Genomic DNA, 19,410 nt, shown 5'->3' with positions numbered 1-19,410 from the left:
CACGCAGCCCGCAGGGCTGGAACCATTCATGCGCAGGCGTTGTCCCATAGCGCCACGTGCTGGCACACCCAGCGCGGGTCGTCGTGCGGCAGGTCATGCCCTGCCCAGGGGTGCTCCCGGTGCGATGTTTGCCAGGCACGGGCAAGCTGCGCGGAACAGGCCGGGCTGACAAGGGCATCGCCGGCTGAAGACAGGACCAGCACCGGGCAACGCGGCGCAAAAGGTGCGCAGGTGAACCGGGTGGCTGCCCATAATTGCCGCGCTGCGTTGGCTGCGCTCACAGGTGCGCTTTGGCGGATGAAGCGCCACTGCGTGAGATCCTGCTGCCTTTGCTCCTGGCGCTTGCAGGTGAGTTCATGGACTTTTTGTTCCACGGCGTCAATGTTCCGCCAGTGCGAAGCCATCGCCAGCAGTGTCAGCCAACTGCGGGGCCGCAGGCGCTGCGCAAAATGTGCGTGGGGCCGCATGCTGGTGTTGACAAGCACCAGCCGCGAAATTTCGTCCGGGTAGCGTTGTGCCCAACTGGCCGCCGCCATGCCGCCCAGGGACATCGCCAGCACTGCGTAGGGCGGCCGTACGCCCTGCGCCGCCAGTTGCCGGCGCACCGCCTCGACCATTTTCTCCACAGAAAGTGGGGAGCGCTGCCCGGACCATTTACCGTTGCCGGGCAAATCCAGCGTGATGACCTGGCCGGGGCTGCGGCCTGTGGCTTCCTGCAACTGCAGCGGGAAATCTCCCCAGTGCCGCGCTTCGCGGGTCAGGCCCCTGAGCAACACCCAGGTCATGTCACAACACCCTGCGCGGGCGCCAGTGCGCCGCGGCAAGCCGTGCGAGTTGCACGCGCTGTTGGCCCGAAGGCAGCCAGCGCGGCGCGGAGAATGCGGCGCGTGTCAGGAAATCCAGCAGGTCCGCGTGGCGGCGCAGCACGCGCCGCGTGCGATGAGCCTTGATGGGGTTGAAAATGCCGTGGCGCGAAAACAGCTGGCGCGGGTTCTTGCGTATCCATAACCACGAGCCCAGCTCCAGCGTCATCGGCAAAAAGATGTTCTCCGCCGGCGCGCGGTCGTAGGCGTGGTCCCAAAGGTCGCCGTGCAGCAGGTACTGGTTGCTTTGCGGCTCGAAGCTGTAGGCGTGGTGCGGGTGCGACTGCTCGAGCATGGTCCGCAGTGCAAACATCTCCGGCAGGTGCGGCATCAGCCGGCGCGTCCTGGCGTACGGAAACCACAGGCTGTCCTCAAAGCCGTAGCCCGAATGGCAGTCCAGTGCCAGGCTGAAGGGCCGGCTGGCCAGTTGTTCCCGCACCACTTGCAGTACGGCCGCGCTTTCCACTTCCATCGGCATGCCGGGCCTTCCGCAGTACCAGGGAAGCTGGGGGCTCACGGTTTGCCCGCCGGCCAGGAAAGGCACACGGGCGTCCGCCTTGTGGGGGGCGTTGCGCATCAGGTCCACGCCCTGCGGGTTGGCGCGCTTGTGTGCCCACATGCCGCCGGGGTTCACGATGGGCATGAACACCAGCCGGATCTTTTCAAGTTGCCGGTGCAGCAACTCGTCCCACTCCAGGCGAAACAGCAACGCCCGCATGTAATGCAAAACCAGCTGCGTGCCGATGCGTTCCAGCCCATGGATGCCGCCGAAGAAACCGACCGCGGGCGCCGCCGGGTCGCGGGAGCCGATGCCCGCCACATACAGCGGAAAAGACGGGCCGGCAGTATGCGCTTCGGCCGCAACGGCCACGTCAAAGTGCGCGCTGCCTGCCAGCAAAATTGTCTTGAGCTCTTCCATCTCCGAAAAGCTGGCCGCCGCATCCCGCGCCGGCGTGAGGCTGTAGGGGCTGTGAAAGCTGCGTGGGCTGTCGGCTGCGCTATTCAGTGGCGGAGGCAGTGGCGGAGGGAGCATCCGCCCATCCTTGCACAGTTGTTTGACAGGCGTGCTACAGCTTGTTGTTTTGCGGGGAAGGCCGGGAGCCCGGCTGGCGCGGCTCGGCGCCCGCCCGCTGTGAAATGGCGGCAATCACCTGGTGCAGGGCCTTGTTCACCGGTTTGTCGTTGCGCATGATCAAGGCCAGCGTCCTTTGCAGCCGTGGGTACAACGGGTGGACCACGAGTTCGGCATGCTGCCCTGGGCCGGTGACCGCCATTGCGGGCAGGATGCTGCAGCCCAGGCCCGCCGCCACCATTTCCTTGATGGCTTCGACGCTGCCCAGTTCCATGATGGGTTTGGGGGCGTGGCCCGCATCCTGAAACCACTGGTCGATGATCACGCGGGTATTGGCCGCCGGCTCGAACAGCACCAGCTCGCGCTTTGCCAGGACGGCCGGGGTGATCCTGGCGGGCATGGCGGCATCACGCTTGGGTGCGATGGCCACAAACTCGTCGTTGAACAACGGTGTCACCGCCAGCGCGCGCCGTTTGACGGGCAGCGTGACCAGCGCCAGGTCCAGCATGTTGCCTTCCACCGCCTTCACGAAGTCGGCCGTGTTGCCCGTGCTGACCACCACGCTCAGATTGGGAAACCGCAGCCTCAATGAGCGCAGGATTTGCGGCAGGAAGTAAAGGCAGGCTGTGGCGCCAATGCCCAGTGTGATGCGGCCAGCCACATTCGAGGAGTGGGAAGCCATGGCGGCCATGACGCCGTCTACGGCGGTGTTGACATGCTGGATTTCCTCCATCAGGTCAAACCCGGCCGGCGTAGGCGTTGCGCGGCGCGCCACGCGTTCGATCAGACGCACACCCAGCTTCTGCTCCAGCTGCCTGATCTGCAGGCTGACGGCGGGTTGCGAAAGGCCCAGCCTTTCGGCCGCACCGGAAAAGCTCCCGGTTTCAACGATGAGGGCGTAAGTGCGCAGGTGGTCCAGGTTGAGCATGCAAAGAAATTCTAATCAATCTGATAAGTTTTGACATATTTACTTATGCATGCCATTGCGCAACCATAGCGGCATGCACTCCACACCCGCTTCCCATTCCGTCCAGCCTGTCCATGCCCTTGAGTCGGCCCATTCCCTGACGATTGGCCCGTGTGCCGAAAGCCACATGGAGGCAATCCAGGCGATTTACGCGCACTACGTGGCCACCAACCTGGCGACGTTTGAGCTGGAGCCGCCCAGCGTCGCGCAGATGTTGTCGCGCCGCGCCGACATCCTGCAGGGTGGCTACCCCTACCTGGTGGCGCATCGCAACGCAGAGGTGGTGGGGTACGCCTATGGCAGTGCCTACCGGTCGCGGCCGGCCTATCGCCATACGGTGGAAGACTCGATTTACGTCGCGCCCGGCATGCGCCAGTCCGGCATTGGCAGCGCCTTGCTGCGTGAGCTGATCCGCCAGTGTGAACAGCGCGGTTTCCGGCAAATGGTGGGCGTTGTCGGCAACAGCACCAACACGGGTTCGCTCAGGGTGCACGAGGCGTTGGGCTTTGCCCGTGTCGGCACGCTGGGCAGTGTCGGCTACAAGTTCGGCCAGTGGGTGGACACGGTGCTGATGCAGCGCGCGCTCGGCGACGGCGCCGCGTCGCCCGGGGCGTTGCCCGTGGGTCTACGGCAGATCCCGCCAGTTCAATCCCCTGGCCCGATCACCACATCCGACAGTGGGAACGCGACACAGGGCAGGATGTAGCCCGTCTGCTTTTCCTCGGCGCTCAGGCCCGGCCATTCGATGCGGTAGGCCACCTGCCCGCTGGCCAGCCGGCGCATGCAGGTGCGGCAGGTGCCGTTTCTGCACGAACTGTCCATCGCCACGCCGGCCTGGAGCGCCGATTGCAGGATCGGCAGGGACGGCGAGGCGCTGAAATGCACACCTTCCGGGTTCAGCTGGACGCTGAACAGAACCGCATTCGCCGGATCGCCAGGGTGGGCCGGGTCGTTCATCGCTGCCTCGGGTTGCGGGAAGCTGCCAGCGCTAGCCGCGCAGGCGCTCCAGCAGCAGCACGGTCATCAGGGACAGCAACAACTGCTGCTCTTCGCGTTCATTGAGAGGGGCCATCCGTTCGGCGGTGAACCGGCCCTCAAACAGGGCGGGCTGCTTGGTGAGCTCGGCCACCAGTGTGCCGTCGGGTCTCGTCACCTGGTAGGCGGGATGGAACAGGTAGCCCGAAAACATGCCGATCACCGGAATCTGGCTGAAGAGGCCGTCAAGAAAACGCGTCATCACGCTTTTCTCGTTGATGCTGAAGTGGGTGACACCGTTGTCCTGCACGTCAAAACCGGCTCTCCACATGGAGCGCATGCCGCGACGCTTGATGCCGCCCAGCGCCGCGCCCTGGGTATCGGTGAAGTGGTACAGCGCCGAAAAATCGATAATCCGGTCCGCCTTGATCTGGTAGAGCTGCCGGTCCTGTTTTTCATCGGTGAAAACCGTGATGGCTTCCTTGAGCTTGAAGAGTTTTTGTTTGACATACGCCACCGGCTGGCTGTGCGCGTCCTTGACCAGAAACTGCGGCGCAAAGGCGATGAGTTTGAAGGACATTTGCAGGGGAAACTGAATACCTTGGGCCATGATTTGCAAGCGCTTGTAAGTGTTAGGGTGCGACGAATGTACCCGACGCCAAAGTCACTAGCCGGGCATTCATCCTGCCGCCGGACCGCCGTGAAGCGAATGTATTGCCGGGTGGGAGGCGATTTGGGCGACAATTCTGCTCCCCCGATCATTTCCCGCACCGATTCACAAGCGATTTTTTTCATGTCCAGCTATTCCGTCCGTCCCGCTACGCCCCGCGATGCCAAAACCATTGCCGAAATTCATGTCGCCACCTGGCAGGCCGCTTATAAAGACCTCATGCCCGAGGACTACCTCGGCAAGATCACGGTAGAAAAACGCCTGCCTTACTGGCGCGAAGCCATCGAATTCAGCGAGCCGCAACTGCTGGTGGCCACGGACGGAGATGAGATCGTGGGCTTCGTCGGCTTTGACCGTTCCCGCGATGCCGGCACCAAATCAACAGTGGGTGAGATCTGGGCGCTGTATGTGCTGCCAGAACATTGGGGCAAGGGCGCAGGCCTGGCCCTGTGGGACGGTGCGCGCGAGGGCCTGAAAGAAGAGGGTTGCACGCAGGTCACATTGTGGGTGCTGTTGCGCAATGAGCGTGCGCTGCGCTTTTATGAACACGCTGCGGGGTTCAAGCGCGAGATGCCATCGCTCAAGACTGTGGCTTTTGGCAGTGCCAAGCTGGAAGAGATCCGGCTCAAGCGGGTGGTTGATTGAGCGTCTGACATTCGTCTGAGCTAGGCCGGCTCTTGCTCCGGCGGTGCGCTCTTCGCTGAGGGTGGCTGGCCGGGGGTAGCCCGGCAGCTACTCACTTTTCTTTTGCTTCGCCAAAAGAAAAGTAAGCAAAAGAAAAGGCGACCCTGCTGTCTGCGTCCCTCCGCTTCGCTACGGGCAACCTGCGGTGCTCGGTTCAGGCGGGGTCTCGCTCGAACTCGCTACGTTGCACTTCGCTCAGACAATCGCGATCCCTGATCCGCCTGGCCCTGCGCTCCTCGGCGCAGACAGAAGGGGCTGACGGGAGCGGGGACCGAAGACAAATACCAACTCCAATACCGACAAGGACACGCCATGGCGTGTCCTTGTTTCTTCAGGTGTTCGAGTTCTGGTATTCGGTTATTGGCTGTTTGGTATTCCTGTCTTCACCCCCTTGTGGATGCGCCGAGGAGCGCAGGGCCAGGCGGATCAGGGCAAAAACTTGTTTGAGCGAAGCGAGTTGTTTTTGACCCCGGCTGGACCGAGCACCGCAGGTTGCCCGTAGCGAAGCGGAGGGACGCAGACAGCAGGGTCGCCTTTTCTTTGCTTACTTTCTTTTGGCGAAGCAAAAGAAAGTGAGTTGCATGCCGGGCAACCCCCGGCCAGCCACCCTCAGCAAAAAGCGCAACGACAGAACAAACCAGGCCTTAAGAGCGCCATCTCACGACGGCACATTCACCACCCGCTCATCGTCATCAGGAATCAGCGGCATCCCTTCGTCGGGCTCCACCGGCAACTCCAGTGCGTCGTCTTCATCCAGACCTTCCTCGGGTGGGCCGTTACGCGGCTGGCCGTTGTCGGTTGCGCCGGTTCTGAGGGCGGGTCGTCCAATTCTGGGCATTGTGCTTCTCCTTGGAGTTTCAAAAACGTTGGAAGGGCGTTTATCAACGGTGCCTGGCCTGGATGCCTTTGGCTTGTGAGTTCAGGACGATGATGCGGGCAACCGCGACAGGGGCTGCCAAGCCAAGCGGCCTTTTTCCTGTCAGTGTGGGCCGACAACCGCGCGGCACGCACAACACTCTCTTGTCCTACATGCAGCGTATCCCGCTGCGCACAGTCAGCATGCCTGCCGCCGCTTAATGTCGGCAGACACTCTGGATGACCAACCATATACCCGTCATCGCCGGGACACAGATGGATCGCAGAGGTATTTTGCGGAATTTTTTTGAAAGAAGCATCATGGACAAAACCACAGCCTCCACCGGTACGGCTTCCGGTACTGACAATCCCCTGCAGCGCGGCGTCGAGTCTGCCGGAGCAGCGCTCCACAGCGGCATTGACAAGGTGGCTGAGCCGGCCCGCAGTGCGGTAGACCGCGCGTCTTCCGCCGCGCACGAAGGCGTCGACAAGCTGGCCAGCGGTGCCAGCAATGTGGCTGACCGCTTTGCCGACCAGACCCGCCGGGTGACTGAAGCGCCAGGCCGGGCCATCGACGCCTCGAAGTCGTGGGTCCAGGAAAGGCCCCTGGAGGCTGTCGGTGCCGCCCTGGCCCTGGGCTTTATCCTGGGACGGCTCACGGCACGCTGAATGCCTGGCGCATAAATGCCCGTCCAGAGCCGCCCGTGAGGCGGCTTTTTGTTGCGCTGGATTTGGGTACAGTAAGCCTTCCCCTTCGGTGCCACCACAACGCATAACGGCAGCATCGGACTCCTGCCGGCCCGGCCTCATCACGGCCGGGCTTTGCAAGCTTTGCTCACCCCCTTCGGCCTTGCGCCGGCACACGGAACCTACATATGGCCAGCAGCCTTCTCGCCTTGATCGACGACATCGCCACCATCCTTGATGACGTAGCGCTGCTTTCCAAGGTGGCCGCCAAGAAAACCGCCGGCGTGCTGGGTGATGACCTGGCGCTCAACGCCCAGCAGGTCTCAGGTGTCAAGGCAGACCGGGAGTTGCCGGTAGTCTGGGCTGTGGCCAAAGGTTCCTTCGTCAACAAGGCCATCCTGGTGCCGGCTGCGCTGGCCATCAGCGCGTTCATACCGTGGGCCGTCACGCCGCTGCTGATGGTAGGCGGTGCATTTCTTTGTTACGAGGGGTTTGAAAAACTTGCGCATAAATTCATGCACAGCGCAGACGAACAGGCGGCCGAGCATGAAGCACTGACCTCCGCACTGACCAACCCCGACGTAGACGTGCTGGCACTGGAAAAAGACAAGATCAAGGGCGCGGTCCGCACCGACTTCATCCTGTCCGCTGAAATCATCGCGATCACGCTGGGCACCGTGCAGGCCAGTCCCTTCGTGACGCAGGTGGCTGTTCTGGGCGGTATCGCCCTTCTGATGACGGTGGGGGTTTATGGCCTGGTGGCAGGCATCGTGAAGCTGGACGATGGCGGGCTTTACCTCAGCCGGCGTGAAGGCGGCGGCGCCCTGGGCCGCTTGCAGCGCGGTGCAGGCCGCGCCATCCTGCTGACCGCTCCCTGGCTCATGAAAGGCCTTTCTGTGGCGGGCACCATCGCGATGTTCCTGGTGGGTGGCGGCATTCTGACGCACGGCTTTGCGCCGCTGCATCACGCGATCGAAGTGCTCGCACAAAAAGCGTCGGCCATTGGCGGAGCAGGTGCCTTGCTGGCCGCGCTCACGCCGCTGTTGATGGACGCACTCACAGGCTTGATCGCCGGTGCGCTGGTGCTGTTCGTTGCCATGCTGGTCAAGCGCGTCCTGGCGCGCCGCTGACACAGAAGAGAATGCATGGAGAATCCGGCAGTCAGTCGCCGGACTTTCCTGGCTTGGCCGGCTTTTCCGGTTCCTCGTGGCGGCCTTCAGTCTTGCCGGCGGGCTGGTCGTCCGGCACCGGAAATGGCCAGCGGCCTTTTTCACGGGGCGGTGCGGGCATGGCTGCTTCCCGCGCGCGCTGCTCCAGTGCCTTTCGGCTCTCGGTATCGGGCGCGGCAACTTTGGGTCTTGGCATGGGTGGTCTTTCGCAGGGAAGAAAGGCAGTGTATGAAAGCTGGCGCGCAAAACGCCGGACAGCCACTGACCTTACTCCCCTGGGGTGTCCTGCGGTGTAGTCTGCGGATGACGCCAGTTGTAGGAAGCTGGGGACGCCGGGAAATGCCAACGCATTCGTCGGCGTAGCGGCTGACGCGTCGTCTGCCGCGTTTACTGCGGCAAGCTGCTCTTGCGCTGTATCAGGTCGTGTTTGGCGAACAGGTCAGCGATCCAGTCGACAAACACACGCACCTTGTTGCTCAGGTGGCGATTGGGTGGGTACACCACATGGATGGGTTTGGCCTCGGAGCACCAGCCGTTGAACAGGGGTTCCAGCGCACCGCTGCTGATGTGGTGCTGAACCAGAAAGGTGAGCGTCTGCAGGATGCCCAGGCCGGCCAGCGCCGCCGCCACACCCGCGTTCGAGTCATTCACCGAGAGCTGGTGGTGCCCGCCGATCTCCACCACCTCTCCGTCCTTTTGCAGGTTGACGGTGTAAAGCTTGCCGTCGCGCGGCGAAAAATAGCGGATCAGCTTGTGCGCCTGCAGCTCGCGCGGGTGTTGGGGTACACCGTGGCGCTTGAGGTAGGCGGGCGAAGCGCAGGACATCAAATAGAACTCGCCGATGCGGCGCGCCACCAGCGACTGGTCGGTGATCTGCCCACCGCGGATCACGCAGTCGACATTTTCTGCAAGGATGTCGATCGGCCGGTCGCTTACGCCAAGCTCCAGCTGGATGTCGGGGTAGCGCGCATAAAAGTCGGGTAGCGCCGGAATCACCACCGCAAGGCCCAATGAAGAGGGAATGTCCACCTTGAGCCGGCCACGCGGGCTGGCCTTGGCGCGCGACATGCTCGACTCAAGCTCTTCCATTTCCCCCAGAAGGCGGCCCGCGCGCTCGTAGTAAGCCGCACCGTCGGCCGTCACCGTGACTTTGCGCGTGGTGCGGTTGAGCAGCTTGGTGTCCAGTGACTGCTCCAGTGTCTGGATCAGGCGCGTCACCGTGGGCTTGGGCATGCCCATGGAATCTGCCGCTTTGGTAAACGTGCCGGCCTCCACAACCCGTACAAAGGCCTGCATTGCGGAAAATTTATCCATAAAAGAGTCCTGTTCTGGTGAGTGCCGTCAGCGCGTGCCTTGCCTGGCGGGCCGGCGCTGCAAGAGGATATGGGGGCGGATACGGAGGCGGTAATAAAAGTATGGCTGCCCGGGAGAGGGCATTTGCCAACAGGGCCTTATCGGCAAAACGGCGAGGGGCGATTGTGACCAGCCCAGCCGGTTCAGGTGCGGGGCGCGAAATAGCCCTGAGAACTTTCCGGGATTGCCCGCTCCCAATTGGCCTTGCCCCACAGGGAAGGATGAAACTCCGCGCTCGGATGTTCATGGGAGCTTTCATGGGGGACCGTGATTTTCAGAGGAAAAGCCTGCTTGCCACCCCTCATTGTTGCACTGGTGAAATAAAGTATAAACAAAACGGCTATTTATTAAGCGACCTGCCGCGCGTATCTTCTGCTGCATTGCAACAAAGAGGAGCCGCGTGCGGCTCGCCAAGATGAACAGCCCACAGCCCGTCCCCGCAGGCGCCGACAAAAACACCCCTCCCTGGGTGGAAAAACAGATCCAGCTGGCGCTGAAAAAGCCGCTGGACGTGCGCTTTTACGGCCGCCGCAGCGGCACGGGCGTTTCACCCCTGGTGGTGCATTTCCATGCCGGCGCGTTTGTGGGCGGATCCCTGGAAGGCGGTTCCTGCGTGGCGGGGCTGCTCGCCCAAGCCGGCGCAGTGGTGATGTCGCTGGACTATCCGCTGGCGCCAGAGCACCCTTTCCCCAATGCTGTCGAAATAGGTTATGCCGCGCTGGTCTGGGCCGCCAAGGCCCGCCACAAGCTGGTCGGCGTCGGTGCGCCGGTTTTTGTGGCCGGCGAAGAGGCCGGTGGCAATATCGCTGCAGCCGTGGCGCTGATGGCGCGTGACCAGCATGAGCCGGCTCTGGCGGGGCAGATCCTGATGTCGCCCATGCTGGACCCGTGCCTTGCGACCGCTTCGCTGCGCGACGCCGAAGCCGGGCCCGTGGGCTGCACCTGGGCCGACGGCTGGCACAAATACCTGCCCCGGGCCGAAGACGCAAGCCATCCTTACGCCGCACCCGGCGCCGCATTCCGCCTGGCCGGCCTGGCACCGACGCTGCTCATCACCGCGCAGGACGACCCGCTGCGCGACGAAACGCTGGCCTACGCCGCACGGCTGCGCGCCGCAGGCCTGGTTGCGCACGAGACCGTGTTGCCGGTGCCGACAGGCTGGCCCTGCAGCTATCTGCAGCCTTGCGACCACAAGGCTGCGTGGGGCCCTGTCCTGCATGAGCAGTACACCCGTTTTTTCGCTGATGCGCTGGCCGCGCATGCGACCCATTCCTGAGTTTCACAGTTCCTTTTTTTACTTTTCTTTTGAGGGGTTTCACCATGACATCGATTCATCTGCACAACAACAAGCGCCGTTTGCTGGCAACCGTCGTGGCCGTACTGGCATTGACGGGCGTGACGGCCGTCATCTTCGGCGTTTCGGGCACACGTGCCCAGCCCGCAGCGTCCGGCGAGCCGCAGGCCACGCCGGTCTCGGTGGCCACCGTCGTGCAAAGCGACGTCTCCGCCTGGGATGAGTTTTCGGGCCGGCTGGAAGCGGTCGAGCGCGTGGACATCCGCTCGCGCGTGGCCGGCACCATCCAGGCCGTGCACTTCCGCGAAGGCGCGTTGGTCAAAAAGGGTGACCTGCTGTTGACGATTGACCCGGCGCCGTATGCCGCCGAAGCGGCGCGCGCCGAAGCCCAGGTGGCCGCGGCGCAGGCCCGTGTGGCCCAGGCCAAAGGCGAACACGAGCGCTCACAGCGTCTGTGGGGCGAGCAGGCCATTTCCAAACGCGAATTTGACGAGCGCACCAACGGCAAGGGTGAAGCCGACGCCAACCTGCGCGCCGCGCAGGCAGCCCTTCAAACGGCGCAGTTGAGCCTGGGGTATTCGCAGGTCCGCGCCCCGGTGGCCGGCCGCGTCGGCAAGCTCGAAGTGACGGTGGGCAACCTGGTCGCCGCAGGCCCCGGCGCACCCGTGCTGACCACACTGGTGTCCGTGAGCCCGATCTATGCAAGCTTTGACGCCGACGAGCAGGTCGTGGTCAAGGCCCTCAAGGACGTGCAGGGCGCCAACGCCGGTATCGCGGGCGGCCGCAACCTGGACCGCATTCCGGTACAGATGGGCACCGCCGCCAGCGCCGACACACCGTTTGAAGGCAAGCTGCAGCTGGTCGACAACCAGGTGGACGCCCGAAGCGGCACTGTGCGCGCACGCGCCGTGTTCGACAACAAGGACGGCCAGTTGATTCCCGGCCAGTTCGCGCGCATCCGCATGGGCCAGGCCACCAAAGGCAAGGCATTGCTGATCAACGAGCGCGCCGTCGGCACCGACCAGAACAAAAAGTTTGTGCTCGTGGTGGGCGCCGACAACAAGGCGATGTACCGCGAAGTCACGCTGGGCGCTTCCGTCGATGGCCTGCGTGTCGTCAAAAGCGGCCTGGCCGCCAACGAACGAATTGTGGTCAACGGCCTGCAGCGCATCCGCCCCGGTGCGCTGATCACGCCGCAGCCGGTCGAGATGACCGCCAAGTCGGAACTCACCGAAAAAGCCGTGAAGGTCGCGGCCAAGTCCTGAGCCGCTCCTTCACCTGAACCAGAAGAATTGCCATGAATCTTTCCAAATTTTTTATTGACCGGCCGATCTTTGCCGGCGTGCTGTCGCTGCTGATGTTCATTGCCGGACTGATCGCGCTGCGCTCGCTGCCGATCGCCGAATACCCGGACGTCGTGCCACCCACCGTGGTGGTGCGCGCCAACTACCCCGGCGCCAACCCCAAGGTGATCGCCGAGACCGTCGCCACGCCGCTGGAAGAAGCCATCAACGGCGTCGACGGCATGCTCTACATGAGCAGCCAGGCCACGACCGACGGCCTGATGACGCTCAATGTCACCTTCAAGCTCGGCACCGACCCCGACAAGGCCCAGCAGCTCGTGCAGAACCGTGTCTCGCAAGCCGAGCCGCGCCTGCCCGAAGAAGTGCGCCGCCTGGGCATTACCACGATCAAGAGCTCACCCGACCTCACGATGGTGGTGCACTTGCTGTCACCCAACGACCGCTACGACATGACCTACCTGCGCAACTACGCGGTGCTCAATGTCAAGGACCGCCTGGCGCGCATCAACGGCGTGGGCCAGGTGCAGCTGTTCGGCTCGGGCGACTATTCAATGCGAGTCTGGCTCGATCCGCAAAAAGTGGCTGAGCGTGGTTTGTCCGCTGGTGACGTGGTGCGCGCCATCCGCGAGCAGAACATCCAGGCCGCCGCCGGCGTCGTGGGCGCATCCCCCGGCCTGCCCGGCGTGGATATGCAACTGTCCATCAATGCCCAGGGCCGCTTGCAAAGCGAAGAAGAGTTCGGCGACATCATCGTCAAGACCGACAAGGGCGGCGCCGTGACGCGCCTGCGCGATATTTCTCGTCTGGAGCTCGGTGCTTCCGACTACGCCCTGCGTTCGCTGCTGGACAACAAACAGGCTGTGGCCGTGCCGGTGTTTGCCGCACCGGGCTCCAACGCCATCCAGATCTCTGACGACGTGCAGGCCGTGATGAAGGACCTGAAAAAGAGCATGCCCGAAGGCGTGGACTACGAAATCGTCTATGACACCACGCAGTTTGTGCGCTCCTCCATCGAGGCCGTGGTGCATACGCTGCTCGAAGCCGTGGCCTTGGTGGTGCTGGTTGTGATCATCTTCCTGCAGACATGGCGCGCTTCCATCATCCCGCTGCTGGCCGTGCCTATTTCCGTCATCGGCACGTTTGCGGTGATGCACCTGTTCGGTTTTTCGATCAACGCGCTCAGCCTGTTCGGGCTGGTGCTGGCCATCGGCATTGTGGTGGACGACGCCATCGTGGTGGTGGAGAACGTCGAACGCAACATCGAGGCGGGCCTGAGTCCGCGCGACGCCACTTACCGCGCCATGCGGGAGGTGTCGGGGCCGATCATCGCCATTGCGCTGGTGCTGATCGCCGTGTTTGTGCCGCTGGCTTTCATCACCGGCCTCTCGGGACAGTTCTACAAGCAGTTCGCGCTGACGATTGCGATCTCCACGGTGATCTCGGCCATCAATTCGCTGACCTTGTCGCCTGCACTCGCCGCCTTGCTGCTCAAGAGCCATGACGCACCGAAAGACGCGCTGACCCGCGGCATGGACAAGGTGTTCGGCCGCTTCTTCGCAGGCTTTAACCGCCTGTTCAGCCGCGGTTCCGAAAACTACAGCCGCGGTGTCAAGGGTGCGATTTCGCGCAAGGCCATCATGCTGGGTGTCTACCTGGTGCTGGTGCTCGCCACGGCGGGCCTCTTCAAGGCAGTGCCCAGCGGTTTTGTGCCCGGGCAGGACAAGCAGTACCTTATCGGTTTTGCCCAGTTGCCCGACGGCGCCACGCTGGACCGCACCGAAGACGTGATCCGCAAGATCAGCGACATCGCCATGAAACAACCCGGCGTGGAACACGCGATTGCTTTCCCTGGCCTGTCGATCAACGGCTTCACCAACAGCTCCAACTCGGGCATCGTGTTTCTCTCGCTCAAGCCGTTTGACCAGCGCACCACCGCCGACCTGAGTGCAGGCGCCATCGCCGGCCAGCTCAACGGCAAATTCGGCGGTATCCAGGAGGCGTTCATTGCGATGTTCCCGCCGCCGCCCGTGCAGGGCCTGGGCACCACCGGCGGCTTCAAGCTGCAGCTGGAAGACCGCGGCTCGCTCGGTTATGCCGCGCTGGACGCCGCCACCAAGGCCTTCATGGCCAAGGCGTACCAGACGCCTGAGCTGGCGGGCATGTTCTCAAGCTTCCAGGTCAATGTGCCGCAGCTGTATGCCGACATCGACCGCACCAAGGCGCGCCAGCTCGGCGTGCCGGTGACTGACGTGTTCGACACCATGCAGATTTACCTGGGCAGCCTGTACGCCAATGACTTCAACAAGTTCGGCCGCACATATAGCGTGCGGGTGCAGGCTGATGCACCTTACCGCGCCCGCGCTGAAGACATCGGCCTCTTGAAGGTGCGATCGGCCACCGGCGAAATGGTGCCGCTGTCGGCACTGATGAAAGTCACGCCCAGCTTCGGCCCCGAACGCGCCATGCGCTACAACGGCTTCCTGTCGGCCGACATCAACGGCGGCGCCGCGCCCGGTTATTCGTCGGGCCAGGCGCAGGATGCGGTCGCCCGCATCGCGGCTGAAACCCTGCCACCCGGCATCAGCTACGAGTGGACGGACCTCACGTACCAGGAAATCATTGCCGGCAATTCGGCCATGTGGGTGTTCCCGCTGGCGCTGCTGCTGGTCTTCCTGGTGCTGGCTGCGCAGTACGAAAGCCTGACGTTGCCGATCGCCATCGTGCTGATCGTTCCCATGGGCCTCTTGGCCGCCATGCTGGGCGTGAAGCTGACCGGCGGCGACAACAACATCTTCACGCAGATCGGCTTGATCGTGCTGGTGGGGTTGTCGGCGAAGAACGCGATTTTGATCGTGGAGTTCGCACGCGAGCTGGAGTTTGCCGGGCGCACGCCGCTGCAGGCTGCGATTGAAGCGAGCCGCCTGCGTCTGCGTCCCATCCTGATGACTTCACTGGCTTTCATCATGGGCGTGCTGCCCCTGGTGTTGTCCTCCGGTGCCGGTGCCGAAATGCGCCACGCCATGGGTGTGGCGGTGTTCTCGGGAATGATTGGTGTGACGGCTTTCGGCCTCTTCCTCACGCCGGTGTTCTACGTCACGCTGCGCCGCCTCACGGGCAACCGCCCGCTCAAGCTGCATGGCGAAGTGCCGCACGTCGAGGCCTTCGCGGGCAGTGGTGGTGCAGGTGCGCACGCGCAGCCGGCAGCGCCCCTCAAGCTTCACGAATAACAACAAGCATCAAAGGTACAGGAGTTCATCATGAACCACACAACGTCGAAACTGCGCACCGCGCTGCTGCCTTTGCTGGCCGCCCTGGTGCTGGCCGGCTGCGCCACCAGCGCGTCGGTTGACCCGGCGAGCATTCCGGCTGCGCCTTCCGCCTACAAGGAAAACGCTGCCGCCGTCGCGACGGCGCCTGCAGCAACCGCTCCGCAATCACAAGGCACCTGGTGGAAGGCGTTCGCCGACCCGGTACTCGACCAGCTGGTCGAGCAGGCCGGCGCCAACAACAACAGCGTCAAGGTGGCCGCGGGCCGGCTGGCCCAGGCGCGCGCCATCCTGCGCAACACCGACGCTGACCGCCTGCCGCAAGTCGGTTTGAGCGGCGGCGCCGTGCGCCAGAGCAACATCACCACCAACCGCGTCGCGCAGACCACGGTCACAGCCGCCGCCAACTTTTCGTATGAAGTCGATTTGATCGGCAAGCTGTCGCTGAATTCGGACGCCGCATCACTGGACGCGAAATCGCGCGAAGCGCTGCTGCGCAGCACCCAGCTGCTGGTGCAGGCCGATGTGGCGCAAACCTACCTCAACCTGCGCGCGCTCGACACCGAGCGCACACTGGTGCGCGACACGCTGCAGGCTTACCGCAACACGCTGCGCCTGACGGAAGTGCGCTTCAAGGAGGGCGACGTGGCCGAGCTGGACGTGGCCCGCGTGCGCACCGAGGTCGCCTCAACCGAGTCCGATGCACTGGCACTCGACCAGCGCCGCGCCGTGCTGGAGCATGCCCTGGCTGTGCTGGTAGGCGAGGTGGCGTCGAACTTTGCCGTCGCGCCTGCTGAATGGTCGACGGCCTTGCCGGTGATACCGGCCGGCGTGCCCAGCACCGTGCTGGAGCGCAGGCCCGATGTGTCTGCCGCGCAAAGCACCATGCAGGCCGCGCAGGCTCGCGTTGGTGTCGCCCAGGCTGCGTGGTTCCCGACCTTTTCGCTGACAGGCAACGCCGGTTATGCCGCGCCCGAGATCAAGGACCTGTTCAAGGTCTCGACCCAGGCATGGGGCGTGGGCGCGTTGCTCTCGCTGCCGATCTTTGACGGCGGACGCCGCAAGGCCGGTGTGCAGAACGCGAATGCCGAACTTGACATCGCCCTGGCCAACTACCGTGAACAGATCCTCGTCGCCTTCAAGGACGTGGAAGACCAGCTCTCGGCCCTGCGCCTTTTGGCCGAGCAATCCGAGGCGCAGTCGCGCTCGGTCGCTTCGGCCACACGCGCCACGGTGCTGTCGGATTCGCGCTACCGCAACGGCTTTGTCAGCCAGCTTGAGCTGCTGGACGCCCAGCGCAGCGAACTGCGCAACCGCCGCCAGGCGCTGCAGGTCAAGACCGCGCAGTATCTGGCGACGGTGGGGCTGATCCGGGCGCTGGGTGGCGGTTGGAGCACTTGAACCCCCCTGTTGACGAGAAATAGGCACACCCCTATCGGCGCTCACTTCGTGTAGCGCCTTTTCCCCTTGCAGGGGACAGGCGCCTTGGGGCCGGCAAAGCCGGACCCCGGCCCCTGCTTGTGGAATACACCTCTTTTTTGGACAATGCGACTGCTATCTAATTCATAGCTGCTGGCGCCCGTCCCTATTTGGCTTGAGGCCTAAATCGTTCTTGAAAATGGTCTGAAAAGTGCTCTGAAAGCCTTTTTTGGAGCCTGTTGAGCGCCCAAAACAGCCTGGAGACCCTCAAAAAAGCCGTTTTTTCAGGATTGAAAGTGTCTGAGAGGCAATCAGGACGGGCGCAAGCAGCTATTAAATTGATAGTGATTAGGCAGCGCTTGCAGCCGCTGGGGCTGGCCATCTGTTAAAACACTTGGCTCTCTTCTTCCTTCTTTGTGTCTGCCCCTGATGTCCGCTTCACCTGCTGTTCCTGTTATCTCCTCTCCTGAGCCCGCCACCATCCACTGGACGGAGGGCGGCGAGGCGCGTTCTGCGCGCTGGCGTTCCGAGCGCGGTGCGCCGCCGCCCAAGCGCGTGGTGATCGCTGACGACACCCTCGCGGCTGACGCGGCTTACCGCCTGGCGTGTGAAGGCACGGGCCTGCTCTGGCGCGGCGACTTCCAGAATGCCCGGCTGCTGTTGCAGGCGCTGGCGCGCCGCGTCGACAAACCGGCCAAACCCAAGCGAGAGAAACGCGTGAAAGACCAGAAGGCCGGGGAAGCCAGCACCCAGGCTTCAGCCGCCGCACCGGTTTTTCCGGAAGCCTTTCACCTGCACCGTCAGTCCCAGGCGCAGCGCGCCCGTGTGCTGGGCATGGTGCTGATTCCGTTTGACGCGGACTACAGCATCCCCTTGCGCCGCGCACCGGATGCAAAAAAAGCCTGCGCCGAAGCCTGGGGCCCTGCCCGGGATGGAGCGGTTCCCTCCGTCGCATCACTGCGCGAGCTGATGGGTTTCATCAGCTCGCACGAATGGCGCCGCAAGGGCGTGCCGATTCCCGCACTGGGCGAAGACGGGCCGCACAACCGCATCCATCCGCACTACGGCGTTTTCTCGCCGGTGCGCGGCGAATACATCGACCTAGTGGCGCAGGCGCCCGTGCCTGAAGGCACCGATGACCTGACCGGTTTTGACATCGGCACCGGCACCGGCGTGCTGGCCGCCGTGCTGGCGCTGCGCAGCGGCATCCAGCGCGTAGTGGCGACTGACCAGGACCCGCGCGCGCTGGCTTGCGCGCGCGACAACCTCAAGCGCCTGGGCTTTCCGCAAGTCGAGGTGCGCGAGGCCAACCTGTTCCCCGAAGGCAAGGCGCACATCATCGTCTGCAACCCGCCGTGGTTGCCCGCGCGTCCCGGCTCGCCGCTGGAGCATGCGGTGTATGACGAAGACAGCCGCATGCTGCTGGGCTTCCTCAACGGCTTGGCCGCGCACCTGGAGCCCAAAGGCGAGGGCTGGCTGATCCTGTCGGACTTTGCCGAGCACCTGGGTCTGCGCACGCGCGCCTGGCTGCTGGCGGCGATCGACGCAGCAGGCCTCAAGGTGGTGGACCGGCTCGACGCGCAGCCGCATCACCCCAAGGCCTCGGACGCGAGCGATGCGCTGCATGCGGCGCGCGCGGCGGAAGTCACGTCCTTGTGGCGATTGGCCGCCAAATAGCTTCTGCATGCGATGAAGGCTGAAGCACGCGCTACCGTCCTGTTGGCCCCGATGGAAGGGCTGCTGGACTTCGTGCTGCGCGACATCCTCACGCGGGTTGGCGGCATTGACCGCTGCGTCTCTGAATTCATCCGCATCACCGACCAGTTGCTGCCCGAGCGTGTGTTCTATCGCATCGTGCCCGAGCTGCACCATGGCGGCCGCACGCTGGCTGGCGTGCCGGTGCGCGCGCAGTTGCTGGGTTCGGACCCGGGCTGCATGGCCGAGAATGCCGCGCGGCTCGCAAGCCTCGGTCCGGCAGGCATTGACCTGAACTTTGGCTGCCCGGCCGCGGTGGTCAATCGCCACGGCGGCGGTGCATCGCTGCTGCGCGAGCCCGAAACCCTGACGGCCGTTGTCGGCGCGGTTCGCCGGGCGGTGCCGGCCGGCATGCCCGTGTCGGCCAAGATGCGGTTGGGCTACGAAGACGACGCGCGTGCCGTGGAATGCGCACTCGCCATCGAAGCCGGCGGCGCCGGCGAACTGGTGGTGCACGCCCGCACCAAAGCCCAGGCCTACAAGCCGCCCGCTTACTGGGAGCGCATCGCCGACATCCGTGCCGCGGTCAGGATCCCGGTGGTGGCCAATGGCGAGATATGGACAGTGGAAGATGCGCGGCGCTGCCGTGAAGCTTCGGGTTGCGATGTGCTGATGATCGGCCGCGGCGCGGTGCGCGACCCGGGCCTGGGGCTGGCGATCAAGGCCGACATGGCCGGTGAGCACCACCATGCGACCGTGAGCTGGCCCACGCTGCTGCCGCTGATTGTCGAGTTCTGGCACATCGTCTGCTCACGGCTTGAGACACGTGCGAGGGCAGGGCGCCTCAAGCAGTGGCTCAATTTTTTGCGGCGGCGGTTTCCTGAAGCGGAGGTCGCCTACCAGGCGATCAAGACAGTGAATGATCCGGTGCTGGTTGATGAGTGGCTGGCCCAGCTGCTGCAAGACTCCGGGAGCGAGCAATTCTCCGCGCGCTTGCCTTTGCCCGTACTGGCTTGAAAGGCCAAGACCTGAGTTCTGCACAGATTGCAACCAGGCTTTACACAAACACCCCCGCGGCTTTGCTGCGCCGACACTTCACCGGAACACCATGAAGGCTCTTCCATCCAAAGGAGTCGA

The 19,410-nt window shown here is 63.8% G+C and carries 18 protein-coding genes; 10 read left to right on the top strand and 8 right to left on the bottom strand.

Features of this window, described 5'->3' with window-relative positions; translation table 11 throughout:
• Positions 1 to 26: 26 nt before the first annotated feature.
• From AC1DYQ_RS17605 to AC1DYQ_RS17595, 3 genes are all read right to left on the bottom strand, one after another.
• The gene (locus tag AC1DYQ_RS17605) at positions 27 to 785 is read right to left on the bottom strand and encodes an alpha/beta fold hydrolase (RefSeq protein WP_477687856.1); all 759 of its coding nucleotides are present in this window, start codon (positions 783 to 785) and stop codon (positions 27 to 29) included.
• A gap of 1 nt (position 786) precedes the next feature.
• Positions 787 to 1,782 carry a M14 family zinc carboxypeptidase gene (locus AC1DYQ_RS17600; protein ID WP_477687970.1) on the bottom strand — a complete coding sequence of 332 codons (996 nt, stop codon included), beginning with the start codon at positions 1,780 to 1,782 and terminating at the stop codon, positions 787 to 789.
• A 148-nt stretch (positions 1,783 to 1,930) separates the two neighbouring features.
• Positions 1,931 to 2,863: a LysR family transcriptional regulator gene (locus tag AC1DYQ_RS17595; protein ID WP_477687855.1), complete on the bottom strand. Its 933-nt coding sequence runs from the start codon at positions 2,861 to 2,863 to the stop codon at positions 1,931 to 1,933.
• A gap of 73 nt (positions 2,864 to 2,936) precedes the next feature.
• Here AC1DYQ_RS17595 and AC1DYQ_RS17590 point away from each other — a divergent pair, with 73 nt between their 5' ends.
• Positions 2,937 to 3,608 (top strand): N-acetyltransferase family protein, encoded by a 672-nt coding sequence (locus tag AC1DYQ_RS17590; RefSeq protein WP_477687854.1) that lies wholly within the window; start codon positions 2,937 to 2,939, stop codon positions 3,606 to 3,608.
• On the opposite strand, the gene AC1DYQ_RS17585 is transcribed toward AC1DYQ_RS17590, so the two are convergent.
• Both AC1DYQ_RS17585 and AC1DYQ_RS17580 read right to left on the bottom strand, forming a co-directional pair.
• Positions 3,548 to 3,859 carry a 2Fe-2S iron-sulfur cluster-binding protein gene (locus AC1DYQ_RS17585; protein ID WP_477687853.1) on the bottom strand — a complete coding sequence of 104 codons (312 nt, stop codon included), beginning with the start codon at positions 3,857 to 3,859 and terminating at the stop codon, positions 3,548 to 3,550. The two genes, AC1DYQ_RS17590 and AC1DYQ_RS17585, sit on opposite strands and share 61 nt — an antisense overlap.
• A gap of 31 nt (positions 3,860 to 3,890) precedes the next feature.
• A complete protein-coding gene (locus tag AC1DYQ_RS17580) occupies positions 3,891 to 4,487 on the bottom strand; it encodes an LURP-one-related family protein (protein WP_477687852.1) in 597 nt (198 codons plus the stop codon).
• 183 nt (positions 4,488 to 4,670) lie between these two features.
• On the opposite strand from AC1DYQ_RS17580, the gene AC1DYQ_RS17575 reads away from it, so the two are divergent.
• Complete coding sequence (locus tag AC1DYQ_RS17575; RefSeq protein WP_477671480.1) at positions 4,671 to 5,192, top strand: N-acetyltransferase family protein; 522 nt, start codon at positions 4,671 to 4,673, stop codon at positions 5,190 to 5,192.
• 697 nt (positions 5,193 to 5,889) lie between these two features.
• Here the strand turns inward: AC1DYQ_RS17575 and AC1DYQ_RS17570 are convergent.
• Positions 5,890 to 6,069, bottom strand: a complete 180-nt coding sequence (locus AC1DYQ_RS17570; RefSeq protein ID WP_457279196.1) for a hypothetical protein — start codon at positions 6,067 to 6,069, stop codon at positions 5,890 to 5,892.
• A 338-nt stretch (positions 6,070 to 6,407) separates the two neighbouring features.
• Here AC1DYQ_RS17570 and AC1DYQ_RS17565 point away from each other — a divergent pair, with 338 nt between their 5' ends.
• Positions 6,408 to 6,755, top strand: coding sequence for an ElaB/YgaM/YqjD family protein (locus tag AC1DYQ_RS17565; protein ID WP_477687851.1), 348 nt, complete (start codon positions 6,408 to 6,410; stop codon positions 6,753 to 6,755).
• A gap of 206 nt (positions 6,756 to 6,961) precedes the next feature.
• Positions 6,962 to 7,903 (top strand): DUF808 domain-containing protein, encoded by a 942-nt coding sequence (locus AC1DYQ_RS17560; protein ID WP_477687850.1) that lies wholly within the window; start codon positions 6,962 to 6,964, stop codon positions 7,901 to 7,903.
• Between the two features lie 31 nt (positions 7,904 to 7,934).
• On the opposite strand, the gene AC1DYQ_RS17555 is transcribed toward AC1DYQ_RS17560, so the two are convergent.
• Both AC1DYQ_RS17555 and AC1DYQ_RS17550 read right to left on the bottom strand, forming a co-directional pair.
• Positions 7,935 to 8,138, bottom strand: coding sequence for a hypothetical protein (locus AC1DYQ_RS17555; protein WP_477671484.1), 204 nt, complete (start codon positions 8,136 to 8,138; stop codon positions 7,935 to 7,937).
• Positions 8,139 to 8,329: 191 nt separating this feature from the next.
• Entirely contained in the window at positions 8,330 to 9,256 is a 927-nt protein-coding gene (locus AC1DYQ_RS17550) for a LysR family transcriptional regulator (protein ID WP_457279192.1), read from the bottom strand.
• A gap of 454 nt (positions 9,257 to 9,710) precedes the next feature.
• On the opposite strand from AC1DYQ_RS17550, the gene AC1DYQ_RS17545 reads away from it, so the two are divergent.
• From AC1DYQ_RS17545 to AC1DYQ_RS17520, 6 genes are all read left to right on the top strand, one after another.
• Positions 9,711 to 10,571: an alpha/beta hydrolase gene (locus AC1DYQ_RS17545; RefSeq protein WP_477687849.1), complete on the top strand. Its 861-nt coding sequence runs from the start codon at positions 9,711 to 9,713 to the stop codon at positions 10,569 to 10,571.
• Between the two features lie 44 nt (positions 10,572 to 10,615).
• Positions 10,616 to 11,854: an efflux RND transporter periplasmic adaptor subunit gene (locus tag AC1DYQ_RS17540; protein ID WP_477687848.1), complete on the top strand. Its 1,239-nt coding sequence runs from the start codon at positions 10,616 to 10,618 to the stop codon at positions 11,852 to 11,854.
• Between the two features lie 32 nt (positions 11,855 to 11,886).
• Complete coding sequence (locus AC1DYQ_RS17535) at positions 11,887 to 15,120, top strand: efflux RND transporter permease subunit (protein WP_477687847.1); 3,234 nt, start codon at positions 11,887 to 11,889, stop codon at positions 15,118 to 15,120.
• Between the two features lie 30 nt (positions 15,121 to 15,150).
• Entirely contained in the window at positions 15,151 to 16,560 is a 1,410-nt protein-coding gene (locus AC1DYQ_RS17530; RefSeq protein WP_477687846.1) for an efflux transporter outer membrane subunit, read from the top strand.
• 447 nt (positions 16,561 to 17,007) lie between these two features.
• Entirely contained in the window at positions 17,008 to 18,255 is a 1,248-nt protein-coding gene (locus AC1DYQ_RS17525; protein WP_477687845.1) for a methyltransferase, read from the top strand.
• Between the two features lie 12 nt (positions 18,256 to 18,267).
• On the top strand, positions 18,268 to 19,290 hold the full coding sequence (locus tag AC1DYQ_RS17520; RefSeq protein ID WP_477687844.1) for a tRNA dihydrouridine synthase: 1,023 nt from the start codon (positions 18,268 to 18,270) through the stop codon (positions 19,288 to 19,290).
• Positions 19,291 to 19,410 lie beyond the last annotated feature (120 nt).

This window comes from Polaromonas sp. P1_F4, from assembly GCF_056405675.1.
This window is presented reverse-complemented; position numbering and strand designations above follow the sequence as displayed.